The sequence below is a fragment of the Nonomuraea sp. NPDC005650 genome, assembly GCF_040605375.1.
In the GTDB taxonomy this organism is placed as follows: Bacteria; Actinomycetota; Actinomycetes; order Streptosporangiales; family Streptosporangiaceae; genus Nonomuraea.
The window spans coordinates 105,928-132,001 of sequence record NZ_JBEXCR010000006.1; the positions used below are offsets into that span (position 1 = coordinate 105,928).

Here is a 26,074-nt window from a genome sequence, read left to right on the forward strand (position 1 = left end):
GGTCGATGGGTTCAAATGGCCTATATACAGGGGCTCCGGCCAACCCCGCGTCTGCCATTCCTTCGGCCCGGTGCCGCCCTGGCGCGCTTTCTCGCTGGAGATCCCTGCCGACGATTCGCCGGTCGCCCCCGAGCTGACCGGCGTGGCCTTCCGGCGCGGGCAGACGTACCAGACGGCGGGCTCCGCCGGCCCGGACGGCCTGACCGACGAGGCCAGGATGGTCAACGCCGCTCTCATCCTGCGCCGGCCGCTGCTGGTGACGGGCGATCCGGGCAGCGGCAAGTCGAGCCTGGCCTACCGCATCGCCTACGAGCTGGGCCTGGGGGCGGTTCTGCGCTGGCAGGTCACCAGCCGCTCGAAACTCCTCGACGGCCTCTACTCCTATGACGCGGTGGCCAGGCTGCACGACGCGCAGCTGGCCAAGACCGACGCGCGCAGGCGGCCGGTCGGCCACTACATCCAGCTCGGGCCGCTGGGCACCGCCCTCTACCCGCACCGGCGGCCGCGGGTCGCGCTCATCGACGAGATCGACAAGGGCGACTTCGACCTCCCCAACGACCTGCTCAACGCCCTCGACGAGGGCGAGTTCGCCATCAAGCAGCTGGTGCGCCCGCTGGCCGCCAAGGAGGAGACCGCTCAGGTCCTCACCGCCGAGCGGCAGTCCGTACGGGTCCGTGGCGGGATCGTGCGGTGCGCGAACTTCCCGGTCATCGTCATGACCAGCAACGGCGAGCGGGAGTTCCCGCCCGCCTTCCTGCGCCGCTGCCTCCAGCTCCGGATCGAGCACCACAAGGAGCCGGCTCACCTGGGCAGGGTGCTGCGCGCGCAGCTGCCCGGCGTGGGCGACGAAGCGGTGGCGGACGGGATAGCGGAGTTCGTCAAGTCGTCGCGGTCCGGGCAGTTCCCCGTGGACCAGCTGCTGTCGGCGGTCTTCATGGTCAAGGACGTCGGCGACCGCAAGCTCCGCGAGCAGCTGCTCAAGCTCGCGATGCAGCCGATCGACGGGCCGCAGGAGCGGGAATGAGCCTCGACCGCTGGCTGGAGCTGCTCCGGGCGAGAGGCGTCGACCTCAACGCCCGCGAGCTGCTCGACGCGGCCTGGCTCGCCGAGCACATGACCCCCCAGGAGGAGAGCCCGCAGGCTCCCGACCCACCGGACGAGCCACCGGCCGGACCCGGCCCGGCGCCGGCGCGGCGCCCGCCCCCGGCGGCGCCCCGGCCGCCGCAGAAGGTCGCGCTCGCCAGCGGCCCGCCGCCCCCGCTGCGGCCCGGGCCGCAGCCGTCCGTCGAGCCCGAGCGCCCGCCGCGCGGAGACCCGGACGGCGCCGAAGCGGTACGCGTCGAGCTGTTCGCCTATCCGCACGCGATCGAGCGCCCGCGGGAGTTCGTCCGCGCCCTGCGCCCGTTCCGCAGGTACGCCGACGCGGGCGGGGAGATGGAGGTGGACGAGGAGCTCACGGTCGAGCGGATCGCCCACGAGCGGATCTGGTCCCCCGTCCTGCGGCCGGCCTCGGGCCGCTGGCTCGACGTGGCCTTCGTCGTGGACGCGAGCGTCTCGATGCGGGTCTGGCGCCCGCTGGCGAGGGAGCTGCACGATCTGTTCCTCCAGGTTCCCTTCCGCGACGTCCGGCTGTGGTACCTGCACGAGAGCGACAGGGGCGTCCGGATCAGCGCCTCGGCGACGCCGGGCGCGCAGTCGCACGATCCGGCCGCGCTGATCGACATGACGGGGCGGCGGCTGACGCTCGTGCTGACCGACGGCTGCGGGCCGAGGTGGCGTGACGGCACGGCCGGCGCCGCGCTGCGCAAATGGGCGGACGCCGGGCCGGCGGCGATCCTGCAGCCCCTGCCGGAAGAGCTGTGGGATCGCACGGCCCTGGCCCCCGTCCCGGGGCTGCTGCACTCTCCGGTGCCCGCCCGGGCGAACCGCTCGCTGGAGTTCCAGGCGCTCTCCGGCGAGAGGCCGGCGGGCACGCCCGTCCCCGTCATCCGGCCGGAGGGGCCCTGGCTGGCGCCCTGGGCCAGGCTGGTGACCGGATCGCTGGACCACGGGCTGATCTGTGCCGTCACCATGGCGGGCGGCCCGCCGCCGGCCAAGATCCCCCGGCCGGCCGGGCAGGACGCCGCCGCCCGGGTGGCGGGCTTCCGCCAGGGCGCCTCCGCGCACGCCTACCGCCTGGCCGGCTACCTGTCCTACACCGAGCCGCTCGACCTGGGCCTGATGTGGCTGGTGCAGCGCTCGATGTTCCGCGCGGCCGATCCCCTGCCGATGGCCGAGGTCCTGCTGAGCGGCCTGCTGCGGCGTCAGGACGAGGCGGAGACGTTCACCTTCCAGCCCGGCGTGCGCGCGGTCCTGCAGAGCGCGCTGCCCGCGGCGGAGGCGCAGCGGGTGCGGGCGGCGGTGTCCGCGGAGATCGGCCGCCGCACCGCGGGCATCGGGCGCAAGCAGCGCTTCTGGGCCATGGTGGCGCCCGGTTCCGGCGGTGAGCCGTGGACGATGCAGGAGGCTTTCGCCGACCTCGAAAGCACCGGGCTGCTGCCGCCGGGGATCAGGCCGGCTCGGCCGGGCCTGTCCGGCGCCGACGTCCCCGCGTTGCGCCGGCTCTGGGGCGAGGCGCTGAGCGAGCGCCGGCCCGGCGATCCCCGCCGGTACGGCACCGCGATCTCCCTCGCCGTGGCCCTGCTGGCCCGCGCCCGCCAGAGCGACGACCGCGGCGCGCTCGACGACTGCGCGGCCCTGTTGTCCCGCGCGCGGGGCGAGGCCGAGCTGGCCGGACGGGACCGGTTCGACATGATCGACGGCCTGCTCGGCTGGGCGACGCTGACGCGCTTCCGCTGGGACCGCGATCCGCTGACCCTCACCGAGGCCGTGCTGGCCTTCGCCGACGCCACCCAGGGACGGGAGCCCGGCCGGCGTGACGTGTGCGGCCTGGCCCTGGCCGCCGTGGAGCGCGCCCGGTGGACCGGCGAGCCTCCCGACGGCGAGCTGCTGCTGCGCTGCGCGGGCGCCCTGCGGATCCCCTCCCCGCACGACCCGGCCCGCCCTCTCGTGGCGGGCACCCTGGCCAGGGTCCTGCTCGTCCTCGACCTCGTCCGGAACGAGGGCGCTTCACCCGGCCCCGGCGAGCGCGAGCACGCGATCGGCCTGCTGCGCCAGGCCGTCTCGGCCGCCCAGGACGACGACCCGGACATGCTGGCCTGCCGGACGGACCTGGGCACCCACCTGCTGGCCGAGTTCCGCCGCGACGGGCGTGTCGAGGCGCTGGCCGAGGCGGCCGAGCAGTTGCGGCTGGCGCAGCGCTCCTGCGCGGCCGGCGAGCCGCTGCTGGCCTGGATCTGGGCCGGGCTGGGGCGCGTCCAGCTGGAGGAGTTCCGGCTGCGACGCACCTCCTCCTCCCTGGAGCGGGGCGAGGAGGCGCTGCGGCGGGCCCTCGACCGGCTGGGCCGCCTGCCGCTCCCCCGCGATCACCGCCTGACCTGCGACGTCCTGAACGACCTGGGCGAGGTGCGGCTCGAACGGTTCGCCATCGAACGCCGGCCGGGCATCGCCGACGACGCCCGCGTGCTCCTGCTGCGGGCCCGCGACCGCGACGACAGCCGGTCGGCGAGCATTGACGAGAGCCTGTCCCGGCTACTCATCGCCCGATATGCGAGCTTCCGCGACGTTCACGACCTATGGGAGGCGGCGGACCACCTCCAGCGGCTGACCGAATCCGACGCCGAGCCGCCGGTGCGCCTGCGGGCGGCCCGGGCGTGGGCGGGCTGCGAGGTGTCCGCCGGACGCTGGCACCGCGCCTCGGCCGCCTACGACCAGGCCATCAGCCTGTGCGGGCAGATCGGCCGGACAGCGGACGAGGACCTGTCCACCCTCTGCAGCGAGGCCGCCGCCGTCGAGCTGGAGCGGGGCGACGCCACCGGCGCGCTGCGGCTGGCGCAGGCGGGGCTGCGCCGCCTGACGGACCGCCACCGGTCCACCCTGCCGGGCCTGCCCGCGGCACGCGGGCCGATGATCGTGATCAACGTGTGCGAGCGGCGCACCGACGCCCTGGTGCTGAAGGCGGGCGGGATCGAAGTGCTGCCGCTGAGCGGCGTCAGCGCGGACGACGTCAACCGCAACGCCCGCGACCTGCTCGCCGCCACGCGGCGGCCCGACTGGGCAGAAGACGAGCCGATCGCGGACACGCTGTCGTGGTTGTGGCAGCTCGTCGGCGAGCCCGTGCTGGCCCATCTCGGCTGGCTGAGCCGGCCTGCGGCGCCGCAGCGGCGGCGGCTGTGGTGGTCGGCGGCCGGCGCCCTGAGCTTCCTGCCCCTGCACGCGGCCGGCGACGGCAACCGGACGATGTTCGACCACGTCATCTCCTCCTACCTCGCCGACACGCGCGACACGCCACGCACGGCCGCCGCGCTGAGTGTGCGGACCGCGGACCTGTCGCGTACCGATCCCTACGAGCCGGCCCGGAGCAAGGTCCGTTTCGAGGGCACCTGGCACCAGGTCCCGGAGCTGGCGAGCTCGCCGGGCCGGCTCGCGGTGCTGCCCAGGCACGAGGTGCTCGCCGGTCTGGGCGAGCCCGCGGACGGCACGGCGCCGCTGCCGGCGCACCTGCTCGCGGCCTTCCGCGAGGTGGTGGCCGTCATGTGGCCGGTGCCGGACGAGGTCCGCCTGGCACTCCAGGACGTCAGCCGCCAGACGGGCGAGCGCTCGACGGCCTGGCACGTCCACGACGTCGCCCTTGAGCTCCGCCGCCGCTTCCCGGCCCAGCCGCGGATCTGGGCCGCTCTCCGTCACTTCGGCGCCTGACCCGGAATTTCTCCCTTTAGGATTGCAATATGTTTGCGTCAACGTACTATTTGTGACATACCTAAGTAAGGATTTCGTAGCGTCCATAACTGCGGCAGAAACTTCTCGTGGCCTCTCTCCGTTCTGCGGATAGGAAAACGGCAACTGTGAGGAAATGTGCGCGTCACTTCATCCCTCAGGTCCCTTCTCGCCCTGGCCGTGACCGCTGCTGTGGTGCTTTTCCCGACGGCCGCGGACGCTTCGCAGCCCTCCGACGTCAAACCCGTCCGCGTCGTCGTCCTCGTGGACGAGTCGGGCAGCCTGTCCAGCCAGGACGTCGCCCGTGAACGAGCCGCCGCCCAGCTCATCGCCCTCAGCGAGCTCTCCCCGCAGTCGCAGGTGGCCGTGGTCGGCTTCGGCAGCTCCAACGGTCCCGGCCAGGCGGCCGTGGACATCGCCTGCCCGCTGACCGGTGTTGAGACGGCCCAGGACCGCGAGTCGCTGGGCCGGTGCGTGGACAAGCTGCGCCGCCGCGCCAACGGCGAGGGCGGCGACACCGACCACGCCGCCGCCCTGGAGCAGGCGCTCGACATCATGAACACGCCCGACGACCAGCAGCGGGCGAAGATCGTGTTCTTGCTGACCGACGGCGTCCTCGACGTCAGGAACAGCCCGCAGTACGGCGCCGACGCCCAGGCGCGCAACCGTAACGCCCAGGCCCAGATCGACCGGAGCCTGCGCGACGCCGAGAAGGCGCACGTGCAGCTCTGGCCGCTGGGCTTCGGCTCGGCCGACAAGGCCAGCCTCGACGCCTTCGCCGCGGGCGGCTGGCGGCAGCCCTGCGGCGACCAGGAGACGGCCACGCCCCGCGCGAGGGTGGTCGCGACCTCGGCGGACGTGGAGAGATCCCTGCTGGAGGCGTTCTCCTACGCCCGCTGCGCGGGCATCGAGCAGTCGGTCACCGACTCGCTCGAACCGAACGCCACCGTCGACCTCCAGGTCAACATCCCGGTCATCGCGACCGACGGCTCGATCGTGGTGGTCAAGCGCGACCGGCGCATCCGGGTGACCTACTTCGACCCCGACGGCAACCAGGTGCCCAAGCAGGGCGAGCAGAACGACTCGACCTTCCAGGTCGCCGGCGAGGCCGGCCCGGTGGAGTCGCTGCGCATCCGCAACCCGCTGCCCGGCAAGTGGCGGGTCCAGTTGACGTCGCCGCCGGGCGTCAGCCGCCAGGACGTCAGCGCGACCGTCGTGTGGCAGGGCGCGCTGCGCGCCTCGATCTCCCTGAGCAACCCCCGGCCGCGTCCGGGCGAGCAGGTGACCGTCCGGCTGCGCCTGCAGACCAGGACGGGCACGATCACCGACCCGGCGGCGCTGGAGGGCCTGCGCTTCACCGCCCGGATGTCCGGCGACGGCTTCCAGGAGCTCCCCGTCGACCTGCGCGACACCGGTGACGGCCCCGACCGCGCCCAGGGCGACGGCGAATACTCCGGCCAGGTCACCATCCCGCCCTCGGCCGCCGGGGCCCTGTCCTTCCTGGGCAAGGTCACCGGCCCCGGCGTCGCCGGCGACGAGCGCCCCTACGCCACCCGCGTCGCCGGGCCCGCCGACCGGCTCCGCGCCCAGGTGCAGCTCGACGCCGCCACCGTCGAGCCGGGCGCGGAGGTCTCCGGCACCGTACGCGTGACCAACGACGCCGAGCCCGCCCAGCTCACCCTGCGGCTCGTCGACGTGCCCGGCACGGTGAGCCTGTCGGTCCAGCGGCTCCAGGCGCCCGCGGGCGCCTCCGAGCACGGCCTGAAGCTGCGCGTCGGCGCCGACGCCCCCAAGGGCCGGGTCGGCGGCTCGGTCCAGGTGGTCGACGCGACCGGGCAGGTGGTGGCCGAGGAGTTCGTCGACGTCGACGTGCAGCCGCCCACGCCGCTGTGGCAACGGCTGCTCCAGGCCCTCCTGGTCCTCCTGCTGATCGTCGCGGTGGCCCTCCCGCTGCTGCTCCTCAGGAGGCGCGCGCGGATCCGGGCGGCCGATCCGAGCGAGCTGACCTTCTACCTGTTCGAACAGCCGGGCGAGCCGTACGTCAGCAAGATGCAGGCGCCCCTCGGCGAGGGACCCGAGTTCACCTTCGAGATCTCCAACGGCCGGCTGGTGCGCACGTACGGCACCGGTTACACGGCGCGCCGCGGCGGCGGCCAGACCGTACTGATCCGCGATCCGTCCGGGCAGGAGCTGGAACCGCTGCGCCCGGGGCGCCCGATCCCGCTGCCCGGCGGCATGTTCCTCGGCGTCGACGACGCCCGGGTCAAGCGCGCCGAGCAGCCCGCGTACGGCACGCCGGAGCCGTACCAGAGCAGGACCCACAGACCGATGCCAGGCGACGACCTGTTGTGAGGGGCGCATGAGGATCTTCGATCCGATGATGTTCGTGGGGCTCGGCGGCACCGGCTGCCGGGTCGGTGTGGAGCTCGAACGGCGGCTGCGTGACGAGTTGTGCGGCCCCGACGGCATGGACCTGATCAGGAACTTCAGCTGGCAGAACTACCAGCCCTACGAATTGCCCTCCTGCCTGCAGTTCGTCTACGTCGACCTCAACGAGGCCGAGCTGACCCGCACCCGGCGGCGGGTGGTGCCGACCGAGCGGGAGTTCCCGGCGGCCGGCCGCACCGCCCACCTGATCCACGACGTGGTGCCGAAGTTCGACTCCTACCCGGAGGTGGCCCGCAGCCTGCGGGCGACGTCGAGCGACCACGTCAAGGACTGGCTGCCGCCGCGCGAGCAGGAGCCGCTGGTCGCCCCGCTGATGCGCGGCGCCGGCCAGCTGCCCACGGTGGCCAGGGCGGCGCTGTTCGAGCGGATGCGGCACGGCCCCGGGCCCGTGGTGCAGGGCATCGACGACGCCATCGGCGCGATCAGCAACTCGGGCGGCGAGCTGGCCGGGCTGGGCGGCCGGCTGAGGCGCAGCTGCGACGTCTTCGTGGCCTACTCGGTGGCGGGCGGCACCGGCAGCGGCATCTTCTACGACTACCTGCACCTGATCGGCGACGCCTTCGCCCGCAACCACATCAGGGCCCGGATCTACCCGCTGGTCGTCATGCCGTCGGCCTTCGCCGAGGGCAAGGGCGGCGGCCGCCGGGCCCGCCTGAACGCCGGCTCCAGCCTGCTCGACCTGTTCCGGCTGGTCGACGACCAGAACGCGCCGCACGCGGGCACGCAGGTCGACGAGCTGGGCATCGCCGGCGAGCTGGGCGTGCGCTACCCGGGCAAGGGCGAGGTGCGGCTGGCCACCGGCACGGTCCAGACGGCGTTCCTGTTCACCATGCCGCCCGGCGTCGAGCGGGACGACCTGCACCGCTCGATCGCCTCCCTGATCGTCTCGCTGGCCGGCACCCAGCCCAGCGTGGCCGGCGACGTCGGCGGCGGCATGGAGGACCGCGGCGAGTCCTCCTTCGCCGACGACTTCATCAACCGGGCCGTGGAGCGCGAGGTCGCGGCGGCCTCCGGCATCGGCAACCGGGGCGTCTCGACGGCCTTCGTCTCCTCCATGACCGTGCCCGTGGAGGAGCTGGCCGACCTGGTCAGCTCCCGGCTGCTGGCCCGCGCGGTGACGCAGCTCGAAGCCGTGCCGCCGGGCGCCGCCGAGAGCAACGTCGAGGAGATCCGGCGCATGTTCACCACCACCAACCTGGAGCCGCTGAGCACCCGTGAGCCGCTGCCGCTGCCGGAGGTCCGCCCCGCCACCGGCGCGGCCGAGATCCAGAAGTCGCTGGCCAACCGGCTGCGGGCGATGGAGGACAACCTGGCCTCGTTCGAGCGGCAGCTCAGCCGCGTCGTGCCTGCCATGGCCCAGGAGATGGACGTGCGCCGCGGCGCGCTCGAAGGGCTCGGCCAGGTCGACCCGTTCCGGCTGCGGCGGGTGGTGGTCGGCCTGCCCGGCGCCGCCCACGAGGCCGACCGGCTGGGCTTCGCCGGGCTCCTCGACCACCGCAGGGCGCAGCCGCGCAGGCCGTACGAGAACATGACCGAGGCCCCGCCGCAGCCGCGGCCGATCCGGGACCGGGTGTTCCGCAAGGCGCAGTGGGGCGACCCCGAGGTCCAGGCGGCGATCGCCAGCCAGGACGCCTGGTACCTGTGGCGCAGCCAGGCGCTCTGGCACAAGGCGTGGGCCGACCAGATGCCCCGCTGGGAGCCGCGGCGCAAGCAGCTCATCCGCGAGGTGCGCGAGTTCACGCAGGTGTTCGTCGAGCACGCCGAGGCCGACGCCGAGCGCTTCGCGCGCCGGGCCGGCGAGCTGTACGAGACCCGCGTGGGCGTCTACCACCTGCTGCCGCCCGCGGGCGCGGAGTCCTTCTACGACGCGGTCGTGCGCCGCTTCGTCGACGTCTTCGCCTCCCGGCAGCAGCTGCGCCCCACCGACGGGGAGGCCGCCGTGGCCAACGCGCTGATCGGCCCGGACGGCTGGCGGCACGCCTACGACCTGGCCTGGCGCACGGGCAAACCGGCCGACGCCCTCAACTGGGCGCGCGACCGGATCAAGCTGGAGGTCAAGAAGCTCTTCAAGGACCAGGACGAGGCCGCCGCGCTGGGCGAGCAGCCGCTGCTGCCCGCGCTGGCCGACATCCTCGCCCAGGCCGCCACGGGCGGCGACGACCCGCACGTGCGGCAGTTCCAGCTCAAGCTGGCCGACCTGGTGCCCGGCGGCTTCACCCCCGACGGCACCGGCGACCTCAAAGTGCTGGTCTCCTACCCGGCGCCGGCCAAGGACCCCGCCCTGGAACGGTTCCTGAAGGACCGGATCGACCTGCCGGGCGTGCCCGACTTCCGCAACATCGACGCCGACTCGGTGACCGTCGTGCAGCTGCGCACCTCGATGAGCGTCACCCAGGTCCGCGAGCTGCGCGAGGTGCTGCACAGCTGGGCCGACGCGCTGCGCGACGAACGCCCGCAGGACCACCTGAAATGGCGCCAGCGGCTCGGCTACGACTTCGGCTACCTGGCCACGACCGAGGAGCACCGAGTCAGGATCCTGCACCGGCTGCTCTGCCTGCTGTGGAACGGCCGGGTCAGCGTCGTGGAGGGCGAGCTGAGCTCGCCGTCGCGGATCCGGATCGACGTCGAGGGCGGCTCGATGACGCTGCCGCTGACCGCCTACGGCAAGGCCTCCTCGTGGCCGAGCATGCTGCGGGCCTACGAGCAGTGGGTGATCGCCGGCGACGAGGAGTTCCGCAGCCTGGTCAGCGAGCAGCTCATGAACGCCACGCCGCGGGGCCTGGCGGGCGCGCCCAGCCTGCCGGACCCGCTCTACCACCTGGTCACCGGCATGTCCGCGGACCAGCTCGGCCTGCTGGAGATCATGATGCCCAAGCTGCCGTCGGGCGCGCGCAACCGGGCCGATCAGCTGATCACCTTCTGGGCCCACACCCTGCCCGCCGCGCTCGACCTGCCCTTCGAACGGGTCGCCGAGGCCGTCTCCTACAACCTGCGCGACCTGGACGCGCTCATCGGGGAGTGAGCATGGTCGTCGTGCTCGACCTGCGCAAGGGTGAGCTGGAGCGGCTGGGCGCCCAGGTCCTGGTGGTGGCCGACACCGAACGCCTGGCCGGCGCCCAGCGGGTGCTCCAGGACGTCTTCAGCTCGCGCCTGGTCAGGTCGGTGCTCGTCCTGGCGGTGGGGCCGGAGCTGCGCCTGCCCCCCGTCCTGGGCGGGGAGAGCCGCAGGGTGCTCTGGGTGAGCGACCCCTGCGGCATCCTCTGGAACGCCGACACCGGTGAGGCTGCCCACGGGCCCGGGGTGAGCGCGGAGGCCATCCTGATCGACCTGCTCACCCAGCCGGAGGTCTTCGACGAGGTGGTCAACAGCCTGGGCGACATCCCGTACGGCACCGCCTCGCCCGGCTGGCGCATCGTGGCCGGCCGGATCGACCCCGAGGTGCTCGCCCAGGCCTTCCGCGAGGTGGCCGAACGCTTCGACGGGCCCGTCCAGCAGGACACCGCCACCTTCAGCTCGCCGCTGGCCACCGCGCTCCCCGTGCTCAGCGGCACCGCCGACCTGCCCTCCGACCTCCTCGACGCCCTCATCCCGGAGGGCACGCTGCACCGCCTCTACCGCGGGGCCGCCGATCAGGTGGACCGGGCCGTCCGCGCCCTGGACGAGCTCGGCTACTTCCACAGCGCCCGCGACCGGGCCGCGGTCGTCGACCAGGTGATCGCCGCGGGCCGGGCGCTGGCCGAGTTCCGCGACACCGTCGCGCGGCTCTTCGAGGAGATCGACCACGCCGACGAGAACGCCGCCGAGCGGCTGGCCGCGCACGGGATCAGGTTCGCCGTCCCCGCCGACATGGGCCACGCCCAGATCGTCGGCGAGCTGCGCGCCGACCTGGAGGCGTCCCTGGCCGAGCGGAAAAGCGTGCCGCGGCTGGTCTCACGCCTCCGCCTGCTGGCCGACCAGAGCGCGCCCATCGGCAGCCGCGCCTTCGTCGGCGACCTGTGGCGGATCTGCCCGGACGAGCTGCTCAACGCGCTGCACGCGCCCGCCGAGTTCCCCGCCGCGTTCCTGCCCCGGTTCGTCTTCTGGCGGCGTACGCGGACGTGGTGGCGCGAGCAGCTCTCGCTCGGCCTGGCCAGGACCGCCCTCGACGACCTGCGCTCGACGCTCGAACGCGTCGCGGCCAGCGAGTGGATGCTGGGCGCGGCCCGCATGCACACCTCCGACGCGGCCCGCACGCTGGCGGCGGCGCTGAACGAGATCTGCGCGCAGGTGTCCGGGACGCTGACCGACTGGAGCAAGGCCGAGACCGGCCAGGCCGCCGCCGGCCCCGCCCTCGACGAGGAGGTCACCGTACGCCTGCGCGACCGCGGCGGCCAGCTGCGCGAGGTCATCACCGGCGACCTCGTCGACGCGGTGACGACCTGGCTGGAGCCCGCCTGGACCTCCCTCGAACAGGGCGCCTACCGGGACTCCCAGGTGGGCCTCGAACGCCGGGTCGACGAGACGCTGCGGCAGTACCGCTACCACCTGGCCCACCGCGGTGTCCAGGAACGTCCCGACTTCGGCACCGGCGACACGGGCCGCCAGGACCTCGTGGACGCGGTCTGGCGGCAGTCCCAGCAGGTCGTGCGGGCGCTGCGCGCCCAGGCGAACGGCCAGATGCTGCAGCTGTGCGGCGACCGCGATCTGGCGACGCTGCTGCGGCAGGCGTACGCGGTGCGGTTCGCGCCCAGGGCCGTACGGGGGCAGGGAAACCCGCCCGACGTCGTGTGGACCCGGTCGGGACAGTACGCCGGCACCCTGCGCCTGGTGCCGCTGCGCCCCGGGACGGTCGAGGAGGACTGGAGTGAGGATGGAACCTGAGCCGCTGACCTTCTTCACTCCCGACGGCGACCGCGTGACCTGGCAGGTGGAGGTGGAGCCGGACCTCGACCCCTTCGAGCGCCGGCTGACCCTCGTCGTCCAGGGCACCAAGATCGTGCAGCGGCGGGTGCCCCGCGCGGAGGGGCGCGACCGCGAGCACCTCTACGAGCTGCTGGAGAACGAGGCCCGGATGGGCTCCAGGCTGCTCGCCCGGCTGGGGCGGGCCTACCCCGTCGAGCTGCCCCGGCTGATGGGCTACAGCCTGGACGTGGAGGAGCCCTTCGTGCTGCTGTCCGACCACCGGGGCGAGCCGGTCACCCGTTTCTCCGGCGCGTTGCTGATCGCCGAGCAGCGGGCCCTGCAGGAGAGCCTCTTCCGCGCCGTGCGCATCCTGTCGGCCTGCGACATCGTCCACCGGCGCATCGACCCCGGCACCGTGCGCTGGGACGGCTCCGCCGTCCAGGTCACCGGCCTCGCCCACGCCACGCTGGTCGGCAGCCGCCGGCTGCGGCTGGGAGAGGCGCCCTACGCCGCGCCGGACCAGCGCGCGGGCACCGGCCGAGCGTCCACCGCCGACGACCTCTGGAGCGCCGGAATGGTGATCTACCGCACGATCACCGCCCGCGAGGTCGCCGACCGCCCCGACCTCACCGCCGCCCCGGCGCTGCAGCCCCTCCACGACGTCTTCTCCGGCCGGCCGCCGTCGGTCCTGGAGGTGCTCAACCGGCTGCGGGTGCCCGACCCGATGCAGTCCATCCCCGTCGACCAGGACCTCAGGCTCGAAGAGGGCCGCGCCGCCTTCGACCGGGCCCGCGAGGCCAAACGCGAGATCGAGGTCGAGGAGCCGCCGCCCGAAACCCGGATCGAGCAGACGCCGCAGGACCAGCCGCAGAAGTGGTGGGCCCGCTGGCTTCCGCTGGCCGTGTTGCTCGCCTTCGCCGTGGTCGTCTGGATGGTGATCCGGTGATCCTCTGCCCGATCTGCCTGCACGAGTTCGCCTGGAGCGAGGACGAGCTCTACGAACGCACCCCCGCGGGCAACTACCAGCCGCTCTCCCTGGAGCACGCGACCGGGGCCCGCCGCGAGGACCTCCTGCGCGCCGCCCACGTGCGCTGCCCGGCGCCGGTGGCCGACCCGAGCCTCGAACACCACCTGCCCTACACCTACGTACGGCACGGCCGCCCGCTGGTGATCGGGCTGGTCGGCGGGCCAGAGACGGGCAAGACCCACCTGCTGGCCTCGATGATCGGCGCCATCGAGCAGGGCGGGCTCGAGCCGTACGGGCTGACCCCGTACGCGGTGGACATCGAGCGGCACGCCGAGTACGTCAACACGTACGTGCATCCGCTCATGGTGGAGCGGACCGCGCTCTCGCGCACCACCCACCGGGCCGCCGCCGAGCCGGCCGACGCGCTGCTCGTCAGCGACGGCCGGCACACCACCGCCGTGGCGTTCTTCGACATCGCCGGCGAGCTGCTGCGCAGCTCCACCCACGAGGCGACCAGGTTCGTGCCGGCCGTCGGCGGGCTGCTCTTCGTGATCGACGCCGCCGCCAGGTCGGCCAGGATGGGCGACGAGTCCTTCCGCGCCGTGCTCGACCGGCTGCCCACGAGCGGCGGCCGGCTGGACATCCCCGCCGTCGTCGCCGTCACCAAGAGCGACTCGGCGCGCTTCGAGGCGCCGGTCGACACCTGGCTCTACGACGAACCCGACCGGCTGGACCAGGTGGACGTCCTGCGGGAGAGCCGCGACGTCTACGCCTTCCTGCACCGGCGCGGCGCGCAGGCGTGGCTCAGCCCCTACGGCAAATGCCGCAAGTGCACCCTGCATTTCGTCTCGGCGACGGGCTGCGCCCCGACCGACGGGCGGTTCCCCAGAGGCGTCCGGCCGCGACGTGTTCTGGCGCCTCTGATCTCGCTCTTCGCGATGACCGGTGTCCTGCGTGGCTATCCGGAGGTGGGGCTCTGATGGGACGTTACTCCAGCGTCGACTGGATCCTGTTCGAGTGGGACGAGCGCCGCACCGGCCTCGGTCCCGTGCGCTCCTCCCTGGAGGACACCAGGGGCTGGTACCACCAGCTCGGGCCCTGGCTCGACCCCGGGCCCGCGCCCGGGGTCAGCATCTGCCGGCTCGTCGTGGACGGGCGCGTGGTCGTGCTCTCCCGCACGCGGACCGGCGGCTCGGACAGCAGGCGGACCATCCAGGTCCAGGCGTACCTGGGCGGCTCGGCCGCCAACGCCTCGGCGATGCCGAACGTACGCCAGGCGCTCGCGCTGGCTCCCGGCTGGAGCTCGCTGCTGCCCGCCGATCCGGAGCCGCTCGATCTGGCCCTGCTGCTGCGCCCGTACGCCACCTCGAGCGCGGCACTCGACCGGCAGGCCCGCGCCGGGGCCGCGGCCCTCGCGCCGATCGTCTCGGAAACCTTGCGCGGGCACCGGGAGCCGCTGTCGGTGGCGGCGCAGGGGCAGGCGATCGTGCAGCTGTGGGGGCTGGTGGACATCCTGGACCTGGTGCTCGGACGCTATCCGGAGACGTTCTCCACCTATGAGAGCGACGACCTCAAGCAGGGGGCCGAGGTCATCTTCCTGCAGCAGTGGCCGGGGCCCTCGTCGCGGGCCGCGCACCGGCGGCGCGTCGATCTGCGGGCACCGGATCAGGACGACCTGTACGGCGAGATCGCGGCCATGGTCGTCGACGCTTACGCGGGCGAGCGGCTCACCGGGCTGGTCAAACGGCTGCGGATCAACGACGAGATGGCGGTGGAGGAGCGGATCGAGCGGCTCAGGGCCGCCCTGCGCGAGCCGCCGAAGCCCATTCCGGCCGAGCCCCGCGCTCCCACGCCCGCTGCGGTGGAGGGACCTCCAGCGGCTTCTCCAGCTCCTCCCCCTGCGACCTCGGGCCCCCGGACCCGCGTGCCCGCGGGACGGCCCGCACCCGTGACGCAAGCGAGGCCGCCGGCGCCCGCTCCAGGCCCGGTGCCCGTGACGCAGGAAGGGCCGTCGGCGCACGCCCCGGGCCCGGTGCCCGTGACGCAGGAGGCGCCGCCGCCCGCCCCGGGAGCCCGCCCTCCGGAGGCGCAACCCGTCGTGGTGCGCGACGCCTTCGACTACTTCCTGGCCGAGCTGACCGAAGCCACCAGCGCCGGGGCCGCCCGGGGCATCCTGCGGGACGTCCACGCCTGGGCACGGACGCGCCCGCCCGCCGACGTACGCTCCCGGCTGCACGCCCTGGTGCCCGAACTGGAGCGGCTGCTGCCCGACAACGAGGTCAACCCCGTCCTGCGCGACCTGCTGGACCCGGACGCCCGGGCCGAGGGCGTCAGGTCCGCCTGGCTCGACCCCCGGTGGCTCGTGCTGGCCGCGGTGCTGCTGGTCGTGCTCGTCCTCCAGGTCGTCACGACGCTCCTGCGCTAACCGGCCAGCCTGCTCAGCAGGGCGGCCAGGGCGGCGCGGTCGTTGACGCCGGTCTTGTCGTACACGGCGTACAGGGTGTTGGCCACCGTCCGGACCGACACGACGAGCCGCTCGGCGATCTCGCGGTTCGTCAGCCCCTGGGCGGCCAGCACCGCGATCTCGCGCTGCCGCGGCGTCAGGCTCGGCACGTCGAGATCCATCAGCGCGAGCGTACGGGCGCCCTGGCAGCGCCGCGAGAGCCGCCAGGCCCGGGTCTGCGCCGCGCGGGTCCCGCGCGCCAGCCCGGACTCGCGGAAGCGGGCCGCCGCCTGCGCCGCCGCCTCGGCCGCGTACAGCAGCAGGCCGAGCCGCTCGAAACCCTCCGAGACCGCGTCGAACTCCGCGCCGTCGCGGGCGGCGGAGTGCCGCGCGAACAGCGCCACCAGCGGCCCGGCCACGTCGAGCGCGGCCAGCCGCGCCGACACCAGGTCGGGACGGCCCAGCCGGACGACGTCGTGCAGCAGGAACGGCACGTCGCACGGCAGCGCGTCCTCGGCGGTCTCCAGGCAGAGCTCGACCGCCCCGGCCGCGTCCCCGCGCCCGGCCAGGGTCCACACCCGGGCCAGGCGCGCCGGCAGGACGACCGACGGGCCGATCGGCGTCCCCGTCGCCTCCGCCCGCTCCAGCGCCTGCTCGGCCGCCCCGACCTCGCCGAGCAGCGCGAACGCGTGCGCGAGCTCGCCCAGGCAGGACCCCGCCAGCACGCTGCGCTCGGGCAGCCGCGCGGCGGTGTCGCGGGCCCACCCGAGGGCGTCGGCCACCCGGCCGCGCAACCGCAGCACGCGGGCCATCCACGTGCCGAACTCCAGGTTCGCCCGCGTCCAGGTGTGGAAGGGGCCCTCCAGGCCGTGCCCCTCCCCGGCCAGCCGCTCGGCGGTGTCCAGGTCGCCCAGCAGCAGCGCGGCGTGCGTGGCGTGGCCGGTCAGGGCGGCGGAGAGGCTGCGCATGACGTCCGGCTCCTTCGCCAGCCCGGCGCCGATCTCCGCCACGTGGGCCAGGCATTCCGCGGCCCGGCCCCGCGCCACCAGGACGGCCGCCTCGGCCCCGCTGATCATCCGCGCGCCGTGCGGGCTGAACGGGCCCATGCCCCGCGCCCGCGCCATCTGGTCGTCGGCGTCGGCGATGTCGCCGGTCAGGGCGGCCAGGACGGCCCGCATGATGAACGCCGCCTGCCGCGGCTGGACCCCGTGGACGAGCCGGCCGGTCTCATCTAGCACGGCTCGCGCCCGTGCGACGTCCCCGAGCCCGACGGCCAGGTTCATGGCCCGCTGCACGCCCAGGTCGGTCCGGGCCGCGTCGCCCATCTCCGCCGCCCAGGCCGTGGCGAACACCTCCTCGGCCTCGGCGTACCGGTCGGTGTAGAACAGCACCGTGCCCAGCGCGGTCAGCGCGGGCGTCCCGCCGCCCGCGGCCACGGCCGCGCGCCCCAGCCGTACGGCCAGCTCCAGGTCCCTGATGACCCTGGCGCGCTCGCAGCCGGCCAGTAGCAGCCCAGGATCGCCGGGCAGGCCGCCGTCCAGCCGCCAGACGGCCACCCTGAGCACGTCCTCGCGCCGCCGCAGCCCGGCCTCCGAGACCGCCTGCGCCAGCCGGCGCACCATCGTGCGGGCACGCAGCACCCCGCAGCCGTCCCTGATGACCTCGCCGTACAGGGGATGCGCCAGCCGGACCTGGAGCCGCCGGCCGTCCGGCTGCACCGAGACGAGCTGCCGGTCCTCCAGGTGCTGCACCGCGTCGAGCGAGCCCAGAACGGCCAGCAGGTCGGCGCCCAGCGGCTCGCCGTACGCCAGCAGCTCCAGCGCCTCCCGCTCCCGCGCGGTCACCTCGCCGATGCGGCCCGCGATCGTCTCCCGCAGCGTGGGCGTGATCGTCAACGGCCCGTGCCAGCGCCACACGCCCCCATCAGCGGCGAGCATCCCGGACAGCACGAGCTCGCGCAGGTAGAGGGCATTGCCCTGGCTGACGCGCCACAACCGGGCCACGGTCGCCGACTCCACCCTGCCGCCCAGCGCGGCCTCCAGCACCGCCGCCGTCTCCGCCAAGGAGAACGGCTCCAGCTCCAGCCGCGGCACCAGATCGTCCTTCCACAGCGCGAGCACCGCGTCCGGCACGAGCGTGCGGCTGCGCAGCGTCGCGATCACCCGGGTGCCGTCCCGCGTCACGAGATGGTGGACCAGCGCGGCCGAGACCGGATCGAGCAGGTGGGCGTCGTCCACCACCAGCACCGGCACCCGCAGCGCGGCGGCCGCCCAGCCCAGCGGGTTGCCGGCGGGCGGCGTGGCCGGGAGCAACGGGGCGAAGGCGCCCAGCGGAATCTCCGCGGCGGCGGCCGTGGCCCGCGCCCAGGCGACCCCGTCGAGACCGTGCACGGCCTGCGCCGCCAGCCGGCTCTTGCCCGTCCCCGGCGGACCGGCGACGACCACGCCCCTGAAAGCGGACCGGATCTCCGCCAACTGCGCCACACGCCCGATGAACGGCCAGGAGCCTGCCACGGCGAAAGCGTATTTGAGTAGGCCATGCTCATGCGAGCGCATTGTTCCGCCCAGCATGCTGGGCCCATGACCATCGCGCTCACCACCGGCCTGACGGACCTCGTACGCGAGAGCCTCGGCGACCCCCTCGCCGAGATCGCCGACCGGCACGTCGACCCCCTCGGCTCCGGCCCCGGGGCGTTGTCGACGACCTCGCTCCACCGCGTGCGCGGCACCACGACCGGCGGCGCGACCTGGTCGTTCTTCGTCAAGGCGATCCACGCGATCAGGCACATGCCCAGGTACGCCGACATCCCCGAGCCGCTGCGGGCCGCCGCGCTCGCGCACTTCCCCTGGCGGGCCGACGCGGACGTCTACCTGACCGGCCCCCGGCTCCCCCGCGGGCTGCGGCTGCCCCGGCTGTACCGGCTGGACGACCTGGGCGATGACCGGCTCGTCATGTGGCTGGAGGACGTACAGGTCAAACCCGCCACCTGGGACCTGGACCGCTACCGCGCCGCCGCCCGCCGGCTCGGCGACCTGGCCGCCGTGCAACCCGTCGCGGGCCGTTCATCCGCGCCCCGTGAGCCCATCAACCAGGGCCTCCGCTACTACTGCGCGGGCCCGCTGGCCAACCTGTTCCTGCCCGCCGTGCGCGACCCGGCGACGTGGCGGCACCCGCTGGTCGCCGCGAACGCCGACCCCCTGCTCCAGGCCGACCTGCTGGCCCTCGCCGACCGCATCGAGCCGCTGCTGGAGGCCCTGGACCGCCTGCCCCACACCCTCGTCCACGGCGACGCCAGCCCCGCGAACCTGCTCGTCCCCGCCGACGGCTCGGCGGACTTCGTGGCCATCGACTGGAGCTGGCCGTACCCGGCGGCCGTGGGCTTCGACCTGGGCCAGCTCCTGGTCGGCCGGGCCCACACCGGCGACCTCGACCCCGCGGACCTGCCCGCCGTCCACGAGGTGATCGAGGCCGCCTACACCGCCGCGGTCGCCGGCCTCGCGGACCCCGCCGAGGTCTCCTTCGGCTACGCCGCCACCCTCGTCCTGCGCAGCGCCTGGACCGCGATCCCCTTCGAACGCCTGGGGCAGGAGCCCACCGCCGAGCTGCACGAGCTGTTCCGCAAGCGGGCCGGACTCGCCCGATTCATCGTCGACCTGGGACGCTCCTTGATCCCTTAGGATCGGCCTTCGGCCTTGGCGGGCGGGCGGAACCGGAATATTGGATCTTGGTCGGGCGCCGATATTCCATTCGGGCCTTTTCATCGCCCGGCCGGGCCCGGAAATCGAAATCCGTCCCGGCGCCATTAAAAGCGAAACGGCGGCTCGCGCGGCGCCGTCGGCGGGGACGGACCCCATCGCCCCGGATCCCTCCCCGGACGACGTCGGGTGATCAGGCGTGGGCGGTCGGCCAAGGACCCGACCGCCGCGGCCCTCCTACAACAAACCCTTCCAGAAGCCCCCTCAGTGGGCAGCCTCGTACTGCTCCACGACGGTGGCGGCGATGCGACCTCGCTCGCTCACCGGCAGGCCCTGAGCCTTCGCCCACCGCCTGATCTCAGTGGACTTCTCACGGGTGACCGCCCGGGAAGTGCCGATGCCTCCGCGGCGACCGCGAACGCCCCGCTCGGCGCGGACCGCGCGAGCCTTGGTGATAAAGGGAGCGAGAGCCTTCTCCAGCTTCTCCCGGTTAGAACCCGACAGGTCGATCTCGTAGCTCGTGCCGTCGAGAGCGAACCTTGTGGTCCCCTCGGCGTCACTGCCGTCGATGTCATCGACAAAGGACTCAACAATGCGTTTCGCCATGATGCTGCTCCGATTACGTTATGGTTGCAGGTACTGTAGCTCTGTTCAGCAGATCATGCATCTCCTTGAGGCGCCGCGCTGACGCAATCGAACTTCGCGATCCCGTCCCGCACTACAACGCCTTTCGCTGTTGTGACGCGGTTTTCGTGGTTCTCGTGCCCGGCATTCATGGGCGGCGCCCCGGCTCGTGGCCGAGCAGGGAACATCTCAGGACCCGGCCCGCGCGCGGCGCACCCAAAGACCCGTACGAGATCCTTCTGCCCTTCTCACCAGTGATAAGCCATCAACAACCGGCGACATCCCCAGCGTCGGGCACCCATGGCCGTCATCCCGCCTCCTCCAGCGCACAGCGCGCCATCGCAGGTGCGAGAGGCCCTTGTCCCGGAGCACCCGCACCCACGCCGATCCCGCTGTCAGCAACCTAGTCGCAAGTGCGTCCACCTCGCGGTCAATAGCGATGAATCCGCTATCTTGAAGTTCGATTCAAAGGTTTGCCGCGTCATATCAGGTATTGGCCAAGCGCCGCAACTCGGGCCGGCCGCATCTCACCGATGATTACCACATTCGCCGGCGCCGACTCAGCCGGATCCGCCGATGAACACGTGACTTCTGCTACACAAGTTCCATGAGCTCCCCATCCGCCCAGCGCCTGCGTGTCCTGCCGTCCGCGTTCACCGTCGAGCACCGGCCGGACTCGACGCTCCCCGAAGGCGACACGTGGATCGCGCTCGTCCGGGCTCCGGAGGGGCTGACCGTCGTACGCGAGACCCGGCCGGCCGAGGCGGCCGAGCGGTGGATCGCCCTCTACAGCGGCCAGACGGCCCACGACCTGGACGTCCCGGGCATGCTCGCGGCGGTCGTGGGGCCGCTGGCCGAGGCGGCCGTCCCGGTGTTCGTCGCCTCGACCTTCCACGCCGACCTGGTCCTCGTGCCCGAAGAGATGGCCCGAGAGGCCGTCGCCGCGCTGGAGAGGGCGGGGCACCAGGTGGACACCGAGCCGACGCCCTTTACAAAGTAGATCTGCAACTACGCTTTCCGCCCGTACGGGCCTACTCTCGAAGTATGGGAGGAGGCCGTCATGGTGATCGAATTCATCCTGGGGTTCCTCGCGATCATCGTCATATTGACCGCGTTCGGGGGCGTCAGGATCGTCAACCAGATCGAGCGCGGAATCGTGTTCCGCTTCGGCCGGGCCCAGAAGGAGATCCGCCGGCCGGGGATCACCTTCCTCATCCCGGTGGTCGACCGGATGAAGAAGGTGAACGTACAGATTGTCACGATGCCGGTGCCCACGCAGGAGGGCATCACCCGTGACAACGTGTCCGTCCAGGTCGACGCGGTCGCCTACTTCCGGGTGGAGGATCCGCTGCGGGCGGCCGTCGGGGTGCAGAACTACCTGTTCGCGGTGGAACAGGTGGCGCAGACGTCACTGCGCTCCATCATCGGCAAGAGCGAGCTCGACGACCTGCTCTCCAACCGCGAGGAGCTGAACAAGGGCCTCGCGCTCATGATCGACAGCCCGGCGCTCGGCTGGGGCATCCACATCGACCGGGTGGAGATCAAGGACGTCACGCTCCCCGAGTCCATGAAGCGCTCCGTGGCCCGCCAGGCCGAGGCCGAGCGCGAGCGCCGGGCGCGCGTGATCACCGCGGACGGCGAGTTCCAGGCCGCGCGGAAGCTCGCCGACGCCTCCGCGATCATGGCCAACACGCCGAGCGCCCTGCAGTTGCGGCTCCTGCAGACGGTTGTGGAGGTGGCGGCCGAGAAGAGCTCAACGCTGGTGATGCCGCTGCCGGTGGAGGTGCTGCGCTTCTTCGACCGCGGCGCGCAGGGCTCCCCCGCGCAGGAAGCGCCGGAGGCTTCGCAGCCCGCGGCTCCCCCGCTGCCGCCACCCGACGAGCTCACCAAGACCCTCGGCCTGCACGAGGCGTCGGACCGACCCGGCCCCTGACCCCGCTCTCCTGACCCCGGCCGCCCGACCCCAGCCGCCCGACCCCAGCCGGACGCCGGTTTCCTGACCACGGTCGCGTCCGCACCCGGCCGGACGATCAGGCCGACCGTCTCATGAGCGGGGTGAAGCACCAGCCCAAGCGCCCACCCACCCGACCGAGACCAACCAGGCACCGACCTGCTGGCCGACCCAGGCACTGGAGCGCGGATCCCCGTCCGGGCGGGCGGGACACGGCCGGGGAGGCGGCACACGGGCCCGACCTGGCCGTCGAGCGGCTGGGCAGTCGGGACGCGGAACCCCCAGCCAGGCAGGCAGGCAAGACAGGGATTCCCCACGGGGCAGGCGGGGTTTCAGGCGGCTCGGGTGGCGAGGCCCGGGTAGTCGAGGACGAGGCCGGATTCGTCGTAGACCAGGCGGCAGGCGACGTCGAAGACCGGCGCCGCGTAGTCGTAGCGCTGCCGCCCCTCCTCGTCGGCCAGCCGGCCATAGTGCTGTTCCAGCCGCTCCACGGCCAGGTCGGCGGCCCGGACGTAGGCCGCCGGAGCCGGCGAGGCGGCGCCCACGCCGAGGCGCAGCCGGTGCACGGGGAACGCGTTGGTCATGGCCGACGACTCCAGGTCGACGTCGAGGCACCCGTCCAGCCAGGACGCCGGCGCGCCGTCCACCCGCCAGCGGCCGGCGCCGTCGCTCTCCAGGAGGATCCGGCGCCCGCCTCCGGCGGAACGGCTCGCGAGCCGGGCCGAGCGCGTGGCCCAGCCCGCGTCGAGCTCGATGACATAGTCGACGACCCAGGTCAGGCCCTCCTCGACCGCGGTCGTGCACCCCTCCACGCGGTATCCGTCCGGCAGCGGCTGGAAGTAGACCACCTCGAAGCCGATGCGAGCGGCCAGGTGCTGCCAGGCGGCGGTGTCAGGCGGTGGCGTGAAGGTCGTCATGACCCGAGCATGTCATCGCCCCCCGACAGATTTCGGCACGGCAAGCTTCAGCGCGAGGAGCCTCACCACGGCACGTTTCAGCACGACGGGCCTCAGCGCAACGAGCCTCAGCGCGACAAGGCTCAGCCGGTGGACAGGCGGCGGAGGGTCTGCTCGGCCGCGCGGGTCATCTCGGCGGGCACCCCGAGAACGTCCAGGTAGGCGCCGGTGTCGCGCATCTCCATGGCACGCCGTACAGCATGCGTACGGGTCCCCGTCAGGAACCGGTCGATGACCGCCTGCCCGTCACCCGCGAGCTGCTTGGCGATCTCGACCCTGATCCAGTCCTCGTCCCCGGCCGCCTGCCCCGCCGCGACAGCCTCGCAGACCACCGAGGCCAGCCCCTTCATGAACACACTGCGCAGCAGCTTGCGGCCCATGGCCGCCCCGGGCGGCCCGTCGAGGACCTCCACGGAGACCTCGCGGGAGCCGCCGAGGGGGCGGATGAGCCGGGCGATCGCGGCCGCCCCCGGCCCGCTGGCCAGGAGCGGGACCAGGTGCCCGTGCAGCGGGACCGGCCCCAGGATCGCCACGTCGGCGAAGTCGGCGCGCTCGCCGACCGTCCGGCCGAGCTGCTCCATGACCTCCGGGGAGGCCGAGGTGAAGTCGGCGTAGCAGGCGCCCGGCGCCAGGTGGGACAGACATTGCCCGGCCACCGAGGGAGCCGCGGCGGCCCCGGTCAGGACGAGCACGTACGCGGCCCGGTCGACCGCCTCCCCCAGGGTCGCCGTCCTGGTGACGCCTTCGGGGGTGGGGGTGTTCCCGGGGTCGTACCCGAGCACTTCGTGCCCGGCGGCGGCGAGCGCGGTGGCATAGACGCCACCCGCCTCGCCCAGTCCGATGACGGCGCAACGCATGATCAAATCTCTTCTGTCCTCTATGTGAACCGATGGCTAAAGGGCGCGCGCCCGGCCGAGCGCGGCGGCGGCGCGGCGCAGCTCGGGCACCCAGCCGAGCATCTCGCTCTCGGGATGGCGCTCGGCGGGGCCGGAGATGCCCACCGAGGCCATGGAGTGGCCGTCGGGGGCGGGCACGGGCGCGCTGATGCCCGAGCTCCCGATGACGCGTTCGTTGATGGAGAAGTGGTAGCCGCGCTCCCTGGTCTGCTCCAGCTCGGCCCGCAGGTCAGCCTCGCTGACCGGCTTGCCGCCCGCGGTGCCCAGGTCGCGGACCGTGGCCATCAGGGCGTCGAGTTCGTCGTCCGGCATGGCCGCCGCGAGCACCTTGCCCGCGCCCAGGTGCAGCGGCAGCCGGCGGCCGATGGGGAGCTGGTAGCGCAGCGGGTCGGCGCCGTCGACGCGGGCGATGACGATGCGCTCCAGGCCCGACCTGATGTGCAGCGTCGCGGTCAGGCCGGTGGTGGCGGCCAGCTCCTGGAGCACCGGGGTGGCCGCGCGGCTGAGGGTGTCGGTGACGAGGAATCCGTGGGCGATGGCCAGGCTGGCCGGCCCGAGGTGGTATGCCTGCTGCTCGGCGACCACGAACCCGCGCCGCTGGAGCACCCCGAGCAGGCGCAGGGTGGTGGCCGGGGACAGCCCGGCCCGCCGCGCGACCTCCGACAGCCGCAGCGGCTGGTCGCTGCGCTCCAGCACCTCGATCACGTCGAACGCGCGCTCGACCGAGCGCATGGACGCCTGCGGCTGCCCGGCGGTCATCGGCGGAACCCTTTCTCGCACGCGGATGAACCTGTCGTCACGCGGATTCAAGAATGGCAGCTCGTTTGCCCTCCTCGATCACGAAGACGTTCTCGGCCGCCTGCGCGATCCGCTCGGCCTCGGCGAGCGGGACGACGACCACGCCGTCGGCGTCGCCGAGGATCAGGTCGCCCGGCGCGACGGCGACGCCGCCCACCGCGACGGTGCGGCCGAGGTGGCCCGGCCCGTTCTTGTACGGCCCCGCGGGCGTCACCGCGCGGGCGAAGACGGGCATGCCCATCTCGCCGAGCCCCTCGGCGTCCCTGACGGCCCCGTCGATGACGAACCCGGCCACGCCCTTGTTCTTGGCGCGCTGGCCGATCAGCTCGCCGATCAGCGCCCTGGACTCGTCGCCGCCGCCGTTGACCACGAGGACGTCGCCGGGTTCGACGACGTCGAGCGCCTGGTGGATCAGCGCGTTGTCACCCGATCGGGTCCAGATGGTGAAGGCGCGCCCGGCCACGCGGGCGCCCGGCCAGATGGGGCGGATCCGGGAGTCGAGGACGCCGAGGCGGTCCATGGCGTCGCCGATGTTGGCCGTGGGCAGGGCGGCCAGCCGGGCCAGCACGTCCTGGGAGATTTCACTCATTTGAGGGGCCTTTCAGCTCTTGGTGTTGCGAACGAGGGGCAGGGCCTGCTTGACCGTGGTCTCCTGCTCGGCCCAGTAGGTGCTGTAGTCCTGGCCGGACTTGTAGGCGGTGTTCAGACCGAGGTCCTTCATCTTGGCGACGACCGCCGGGTCCTCGATCGCCTTCTTCAGCGCGCCTTCGATCTTGACGCGGACCTCGTCCGGCAGCCCGGCGGGCGCCGAGTAGCCGCGCGCGGTAGCCGCCTCGACCTGGTAGCCCTGCTCGGCGAAGGTGGGCGCGTCGGGCAGGAACGGGCTCCGCTCGGCCGACATGATGCCGAGCACCCGGATCTTGCCCTGGGCGACGAGGTCCTTGACGTCGCTGACGTTGCCGGCGAACACCGTGACGTGCTCGCCGAGGAAGGCGGCGATGGCCGACGCCGCGCCCTCCGAGAAGTGCACGGGGGCGAACTCGGCGCCGGTCTTCTGCTGGATGTCGGCCAGCGCGAAGTGCTCGCCGGTCTGCACCCCGGTCGTGGTCGCGGTGACGCTCTTCGGCTTGGCCTTGACCGCCTCGATCAGGGCTTTCAGATCCTTGTACGGGCTGCCGGGCGCGACCCCGACCAGCATCGGGTCGAGCACCTGCATGCCCAGCGGCTGGAAGCTCTGCCGGGTGTAGGTGGCGCCCCGGCTCGGGTCGAGGGGCGAGACGACGACGGACGGCGAACCGGTGGCTCCGATGGTGTAGCCGTCGGGCTTGGCCTTGGTGAGCGCGGTGTAGCCGATCTGGCCCCCGGCGCCGGGCCGGTTGAGCACTTCGACGTTCGTACCCAGCTCCTTCTCCAGGACGGGCGCGACCACGCGGGCCGCCGCGTCGACGGCCGCCCCGGGCGCGAACGAGACGATCAGCGTGACCGGCTTCCCCTTGCGCGGCCAGGCGCCCGCGGCGCCGCCGGACTGCTGGGCGCCGCACGCGGCGAGCGCCGTCATCACGGCCACGACTGTGGCTGTGGCTGTGATCTTGACTTTCAC

18 protein-coding genes are annotated in these 26,074 nt (G+C 73.3%); 11 read left to right on the forward strand and 7 right to left on the reverse strand.

Going from position 1 to position 26,074, the window contains the following annotated elements; translation table 11 throughout:
- The first annotated feature begins 70 nt into the window (after positions 1-70).
- The 8 genes from ABZS69_RS12125 (at position 71) to ABZS69_RS12160 (ending at position 15,536) form a co-directional block, all read left to right on the forward strand.
- A complete protein-coding gene (locus tag ABZS69_RS12125; RefSeq protein WP_355370039.1) occupies positions 71-1,024 on the forward strand; it encodes a MoxR family ATPase in 954 nt (317 codons plus the stop codon).
- Complete coding sequence (locus ABZS69_RS12130; RefSeq protein WP_355370041.1) at positions 1,021-4,797, forward strand: SAV_2336 N-terminal domain-related protein; 3,777 nt, start codon at positions 1,021-1,023, stop codon at positions 4,795-4,797. Before ABZS69_RS12125 ends, ABZS69_RS12130 begins: the two co-directional genes overlap by 4 nt.
- 198 nt (positions 4,798-4,995) lie before the next feature.
- Complete coding sequence (locus ABZS69_RS12135) at positions 4,996-7,167, forward strand: vWA domain-containing protein (RefSeq protein ID WP_355370043.1); 2,172 nt, start codon at positions 4,996-4,998, stop codon at positions 7,165-7,167.
- A 7-nt stretch (positions 7,168-7,174) separates the two neighbouring features.
- Positions 7,175-10,285 (forward strand): tubulin-like doman-containing protein, encoded by a 3,111-nt coding sequence (locus ABZS69_RS12140; protein WP_355370045.1) that lies wholly within the window; start codon positions 7,175-7,177, stop codon positions 10,283-10,285.
- A gap of 2 nt (positions 10,286-10,287) precedes the next feature.
- Complete coding sequence (locus ABZS69_RS12145) at positions 10,288-12,123, forward strand: hypothetical protein (protein ID WP_355370047.1); 1,836 nt, start codon at positions 10,288-10,290, stop codon at positions 12,121-12,123.
- Entirely contained in the window at positions 12,107-13,090 is a 984-nt protein-coding gene (locus ABZS69_RS12150) for a hypothetical protein (protein ID WP_355370049.1), read from the forward strand. Before ABZS69_RS12145 ends, ABZS69_RS12150 begins: the two co-directional genes overlap by 17 nt.
- On the forward strand, positions 13,087-14,091 hold the full coding sequence (locus tag ABZS69_RS12155) for a hypothetical protein (protein ID WP_355370051.1): 1,005 nt from the start codon (positions 13,087-13,089) through the stop codon (positions 14,089-14,091). The genes ABZS69_RS12150 and ABZS69_RS12155 overlap by 4 nt, the downstream gene beginning before the upstream one ends.
- Complete coding sequence (locus ABZS69_RS12160; protein ID WP_355370053.1) at positions 14,091-15,536, forward strand: hypothetical protein; 1,446 nt, start codon at positions 14,091-14,093, stop codon at positions 15,534-15,536. The genes ABZS69_RS12155 and ABZS69_RS12160 overlap by 1 nt, the downstream gene beginning before the upstream one ends.
- On the opposite strand, the gene ABZS69_RS12165 is transcribed toward ABZS69_RS12160, so the two are convergent.
- Positions 15,533-18,067: a LuxR C-terminal-related transcriptional regulator gene (locus ABZS69_RS12165; RefSeq protein WP_355370055.1), complete on the reverse strand. Its 2,535-nt coding sequence runs from the start codon at positions 18,065-18,067 to the stop codon at positions 15,533-15,535. The genes ABZS69_RS12160 and ABZS69_RS12165 overlap by 4 nt on opposite strands.
- 66 nt (positions 18,068-18,133) lie before the next feature.
- Between ABZS69_RS12165 and ABZS69_RS12170 the strand changes: the two genes are divergently transcribed.
- Positions 18,134-19,231, forward strand: coding sequence for a hypothetical protein (locus ABZS69_RS12170; protein ID WP_355370057.1), 1,098 nt, complete (start codon positions 18,134-18,136; stop codon positions 19,229-19,231).
- Between the two features lie 282 nt (positions 19,232-19,513).
- Here ABZS69_RS12170 and ABZS69_RS12175 read toward each other — a convergent pair whose 3' ends face one another.
- Positions 19,514-19,855 (reverse strand): Lsr2 family protein, encoded by a 342-nt coding sequence (locus ABZS69_RS12175; RefSeq protein ID WP_355370059.1) that lies wholly within the window; start codon positions 19,853-19,855, stop codon positions 19,514-19,516.
- A gap of 625 nt (positions 19,856-20,480) precedes the next feature.
- Between ABZS69_RS12175 and ABZS69_RS12180 the strand changes: the two genes are divergently transcribed.
- Together ABZS69_RS12180 and ABZS69_RS12185 are read left to right on the forward strand one after the other, a co-directional pair.
- Complete coding sequence (locus ABZS69_RS12180) at positions 20,481-20,873, forward strand: ACT domain-containing protein (protein WP_355370061.1); 393 nt, start codon at positions 20,481-20,483, stop codon at positions 20,871-20,873.
- A 60-nt stretch (positions 20,874-20,933) separates the two neighbouring features.
- Positions 20,934-21,806, forward strand: coding sequence for an SPFH domain-containing protein (locus ABZS69_RS12185; RefSeq protein WP_355370063.1), 873 nt, complete (start codon positions 20,934-20,936; stop codon positions 21,804-21,806).
- A 350-nt stretch (positions 21,807-22,156) separates the two neighbouring features.
- On the opposite strand, the gene ABZS69_RS12190 is transcribed toward ABZS69_RS12185, so the two are convergent.
- From ABZS69_RS12190 to ABZS69_RS12210, 5 genes are all read right to left on the reverse strand, one after another.
- A complete protein-coding gene (locus ABZS69_RS12190; protein ID WP_355370065.1) occupies positions 22,157-22,741 on the reverse strand; it encodes a putative glycolipid-binding domain-containing protein in 585 nt (194 codons plus the stop codon).
- A gap of 122 nt (positions 22,742-22,863) precedes the next feature.
- Positions 22,864-23,637 carry a DUF1932 domain-containing protein gene (locus ABZS69_RS12195; protein WP_355370067.1) on the reverse strand — a complete coding sequence of 258 codons (774 nt, stop codon included), beginning with the start codon at positions 23,635-23,637 and terminating at the stop codon, positions 22,864-22,866.
- Positions 23,638-23,673: 36 nt separating this feature from the next.
- Complete coding sequence (locus ABZS69_RS12200) at positions 23,674-24,435, reverse strand: IclR family transcriptional regulator (protein ID WP_355370069.1); 762 nt, start codon at positions 24,433-24,435, stop codon at positions 23,674-23,676.
- 37 nt (positions 24,436-24,472) lie between these two features.
- A complete protein-coding gene (locus ABZS69_RS12205) occupies positions 24,473-25,063 on the reverse strand; it encodes an RraA family protein (protein ID WP_355370071.1) in 591 nt (196 codons plus the stop codon).
- 12 nt (positions 25,064-25,075) lie between these two features.
- On the reverse strand, positions 25,076-26,074 hold the full coding sequence (locus ABZS69_RS12210) for a tripartite tricarboxylate transporter substrate binding protein (protein WP_355370073.1): 999 nt from the start codon (positions 26,072-26,074) through the stop codon (positions 25,076-25,078).

Coding starts and splice junctions, on each gene's coding strand:
- ABZS69_RS12130 (WP_355370041.1), top strand. CDS start 1,021: ATGAGCCTCGACCGCTGGCTGGAGCTGCTCCGGGCGAGAGGCGTCGAC.
- ABZS69_RS12140 (WP_355370045.1), top strand. CDS start 7,175: ATGAGGATCTTCGATCCGATGATGTTCGTGGGGCTCGGCGGCACCGGC.
- ABZS69_RS12145 (WP_355370047.1), top strand. CDS start 10,288: ATGGTCGTCGTGCTCGACCTGCGCAAGGGTGAGCTGGAGCGGCTGGGC.
- ABZS69_RS12160 (WP_355370053.1), top strand. CDS start 14,091: ATGGGACGTTACTCCAGCGTCGACTGGATCCTGTTCGAGTGGGACGAG.
- ABZS69_RS12170 (WP_355370057.1), top strand. CDS start 18,134: ATGACCATCGCGCTCACCACCGGCCTGACGGACCTCGTACGCGAGAGC.
- ABZS69_RS12175 (WP_355370059.1), bottom strand. CDS start 19,855: ATGGCGAAACGCATTGTTGAGTCCTTTGTCGATGACATCGACGGCAGT.
- ABZS69_RS12180 (WP_355370061.1), top strand. CDS start 20,481: ATGAGCTCCCCATCCGCCCAGCGCCTGCGTGTCCTGCCGTCCGCGTTC.
- ABZS69_RS12185 (WP_355370063.1), top strand. CDS start 20,934: ATGGTGATCGAATTCATCCTGGGGTTCCTCGCGATCATCGTCATATTG.
- ABZS69_RS12190 (WP_355370065.1), bottom strand. CDS start 22,741: ATGACGACCTTCACGCCACCGCCTGACACCGCCGCCTGGCAGCACCTG.
- ABZS69_RS12195 (WP_355370067.1), bottom strand. CDS start 23,637: ATGCGTTGCGCCGTCATCGGACTGGGCGAGGCGGGTGGCGTCTATGCC.
- ABZS69_RS12200 (WP_355370069.1), bottom strand. CDS start 24,435: ATGACCGCCGGGCAGCCGCAGGCGTCCATGCGCTCGGTCGAGCGCGCG.
- ABZS69_RS12205 (WP_355370071.1), bottom strand. CDS start 25,063: ATGAGTGAAATCTCCCAGGACGTGCTGGCCCGGCTGGCCGCCCTGCCC.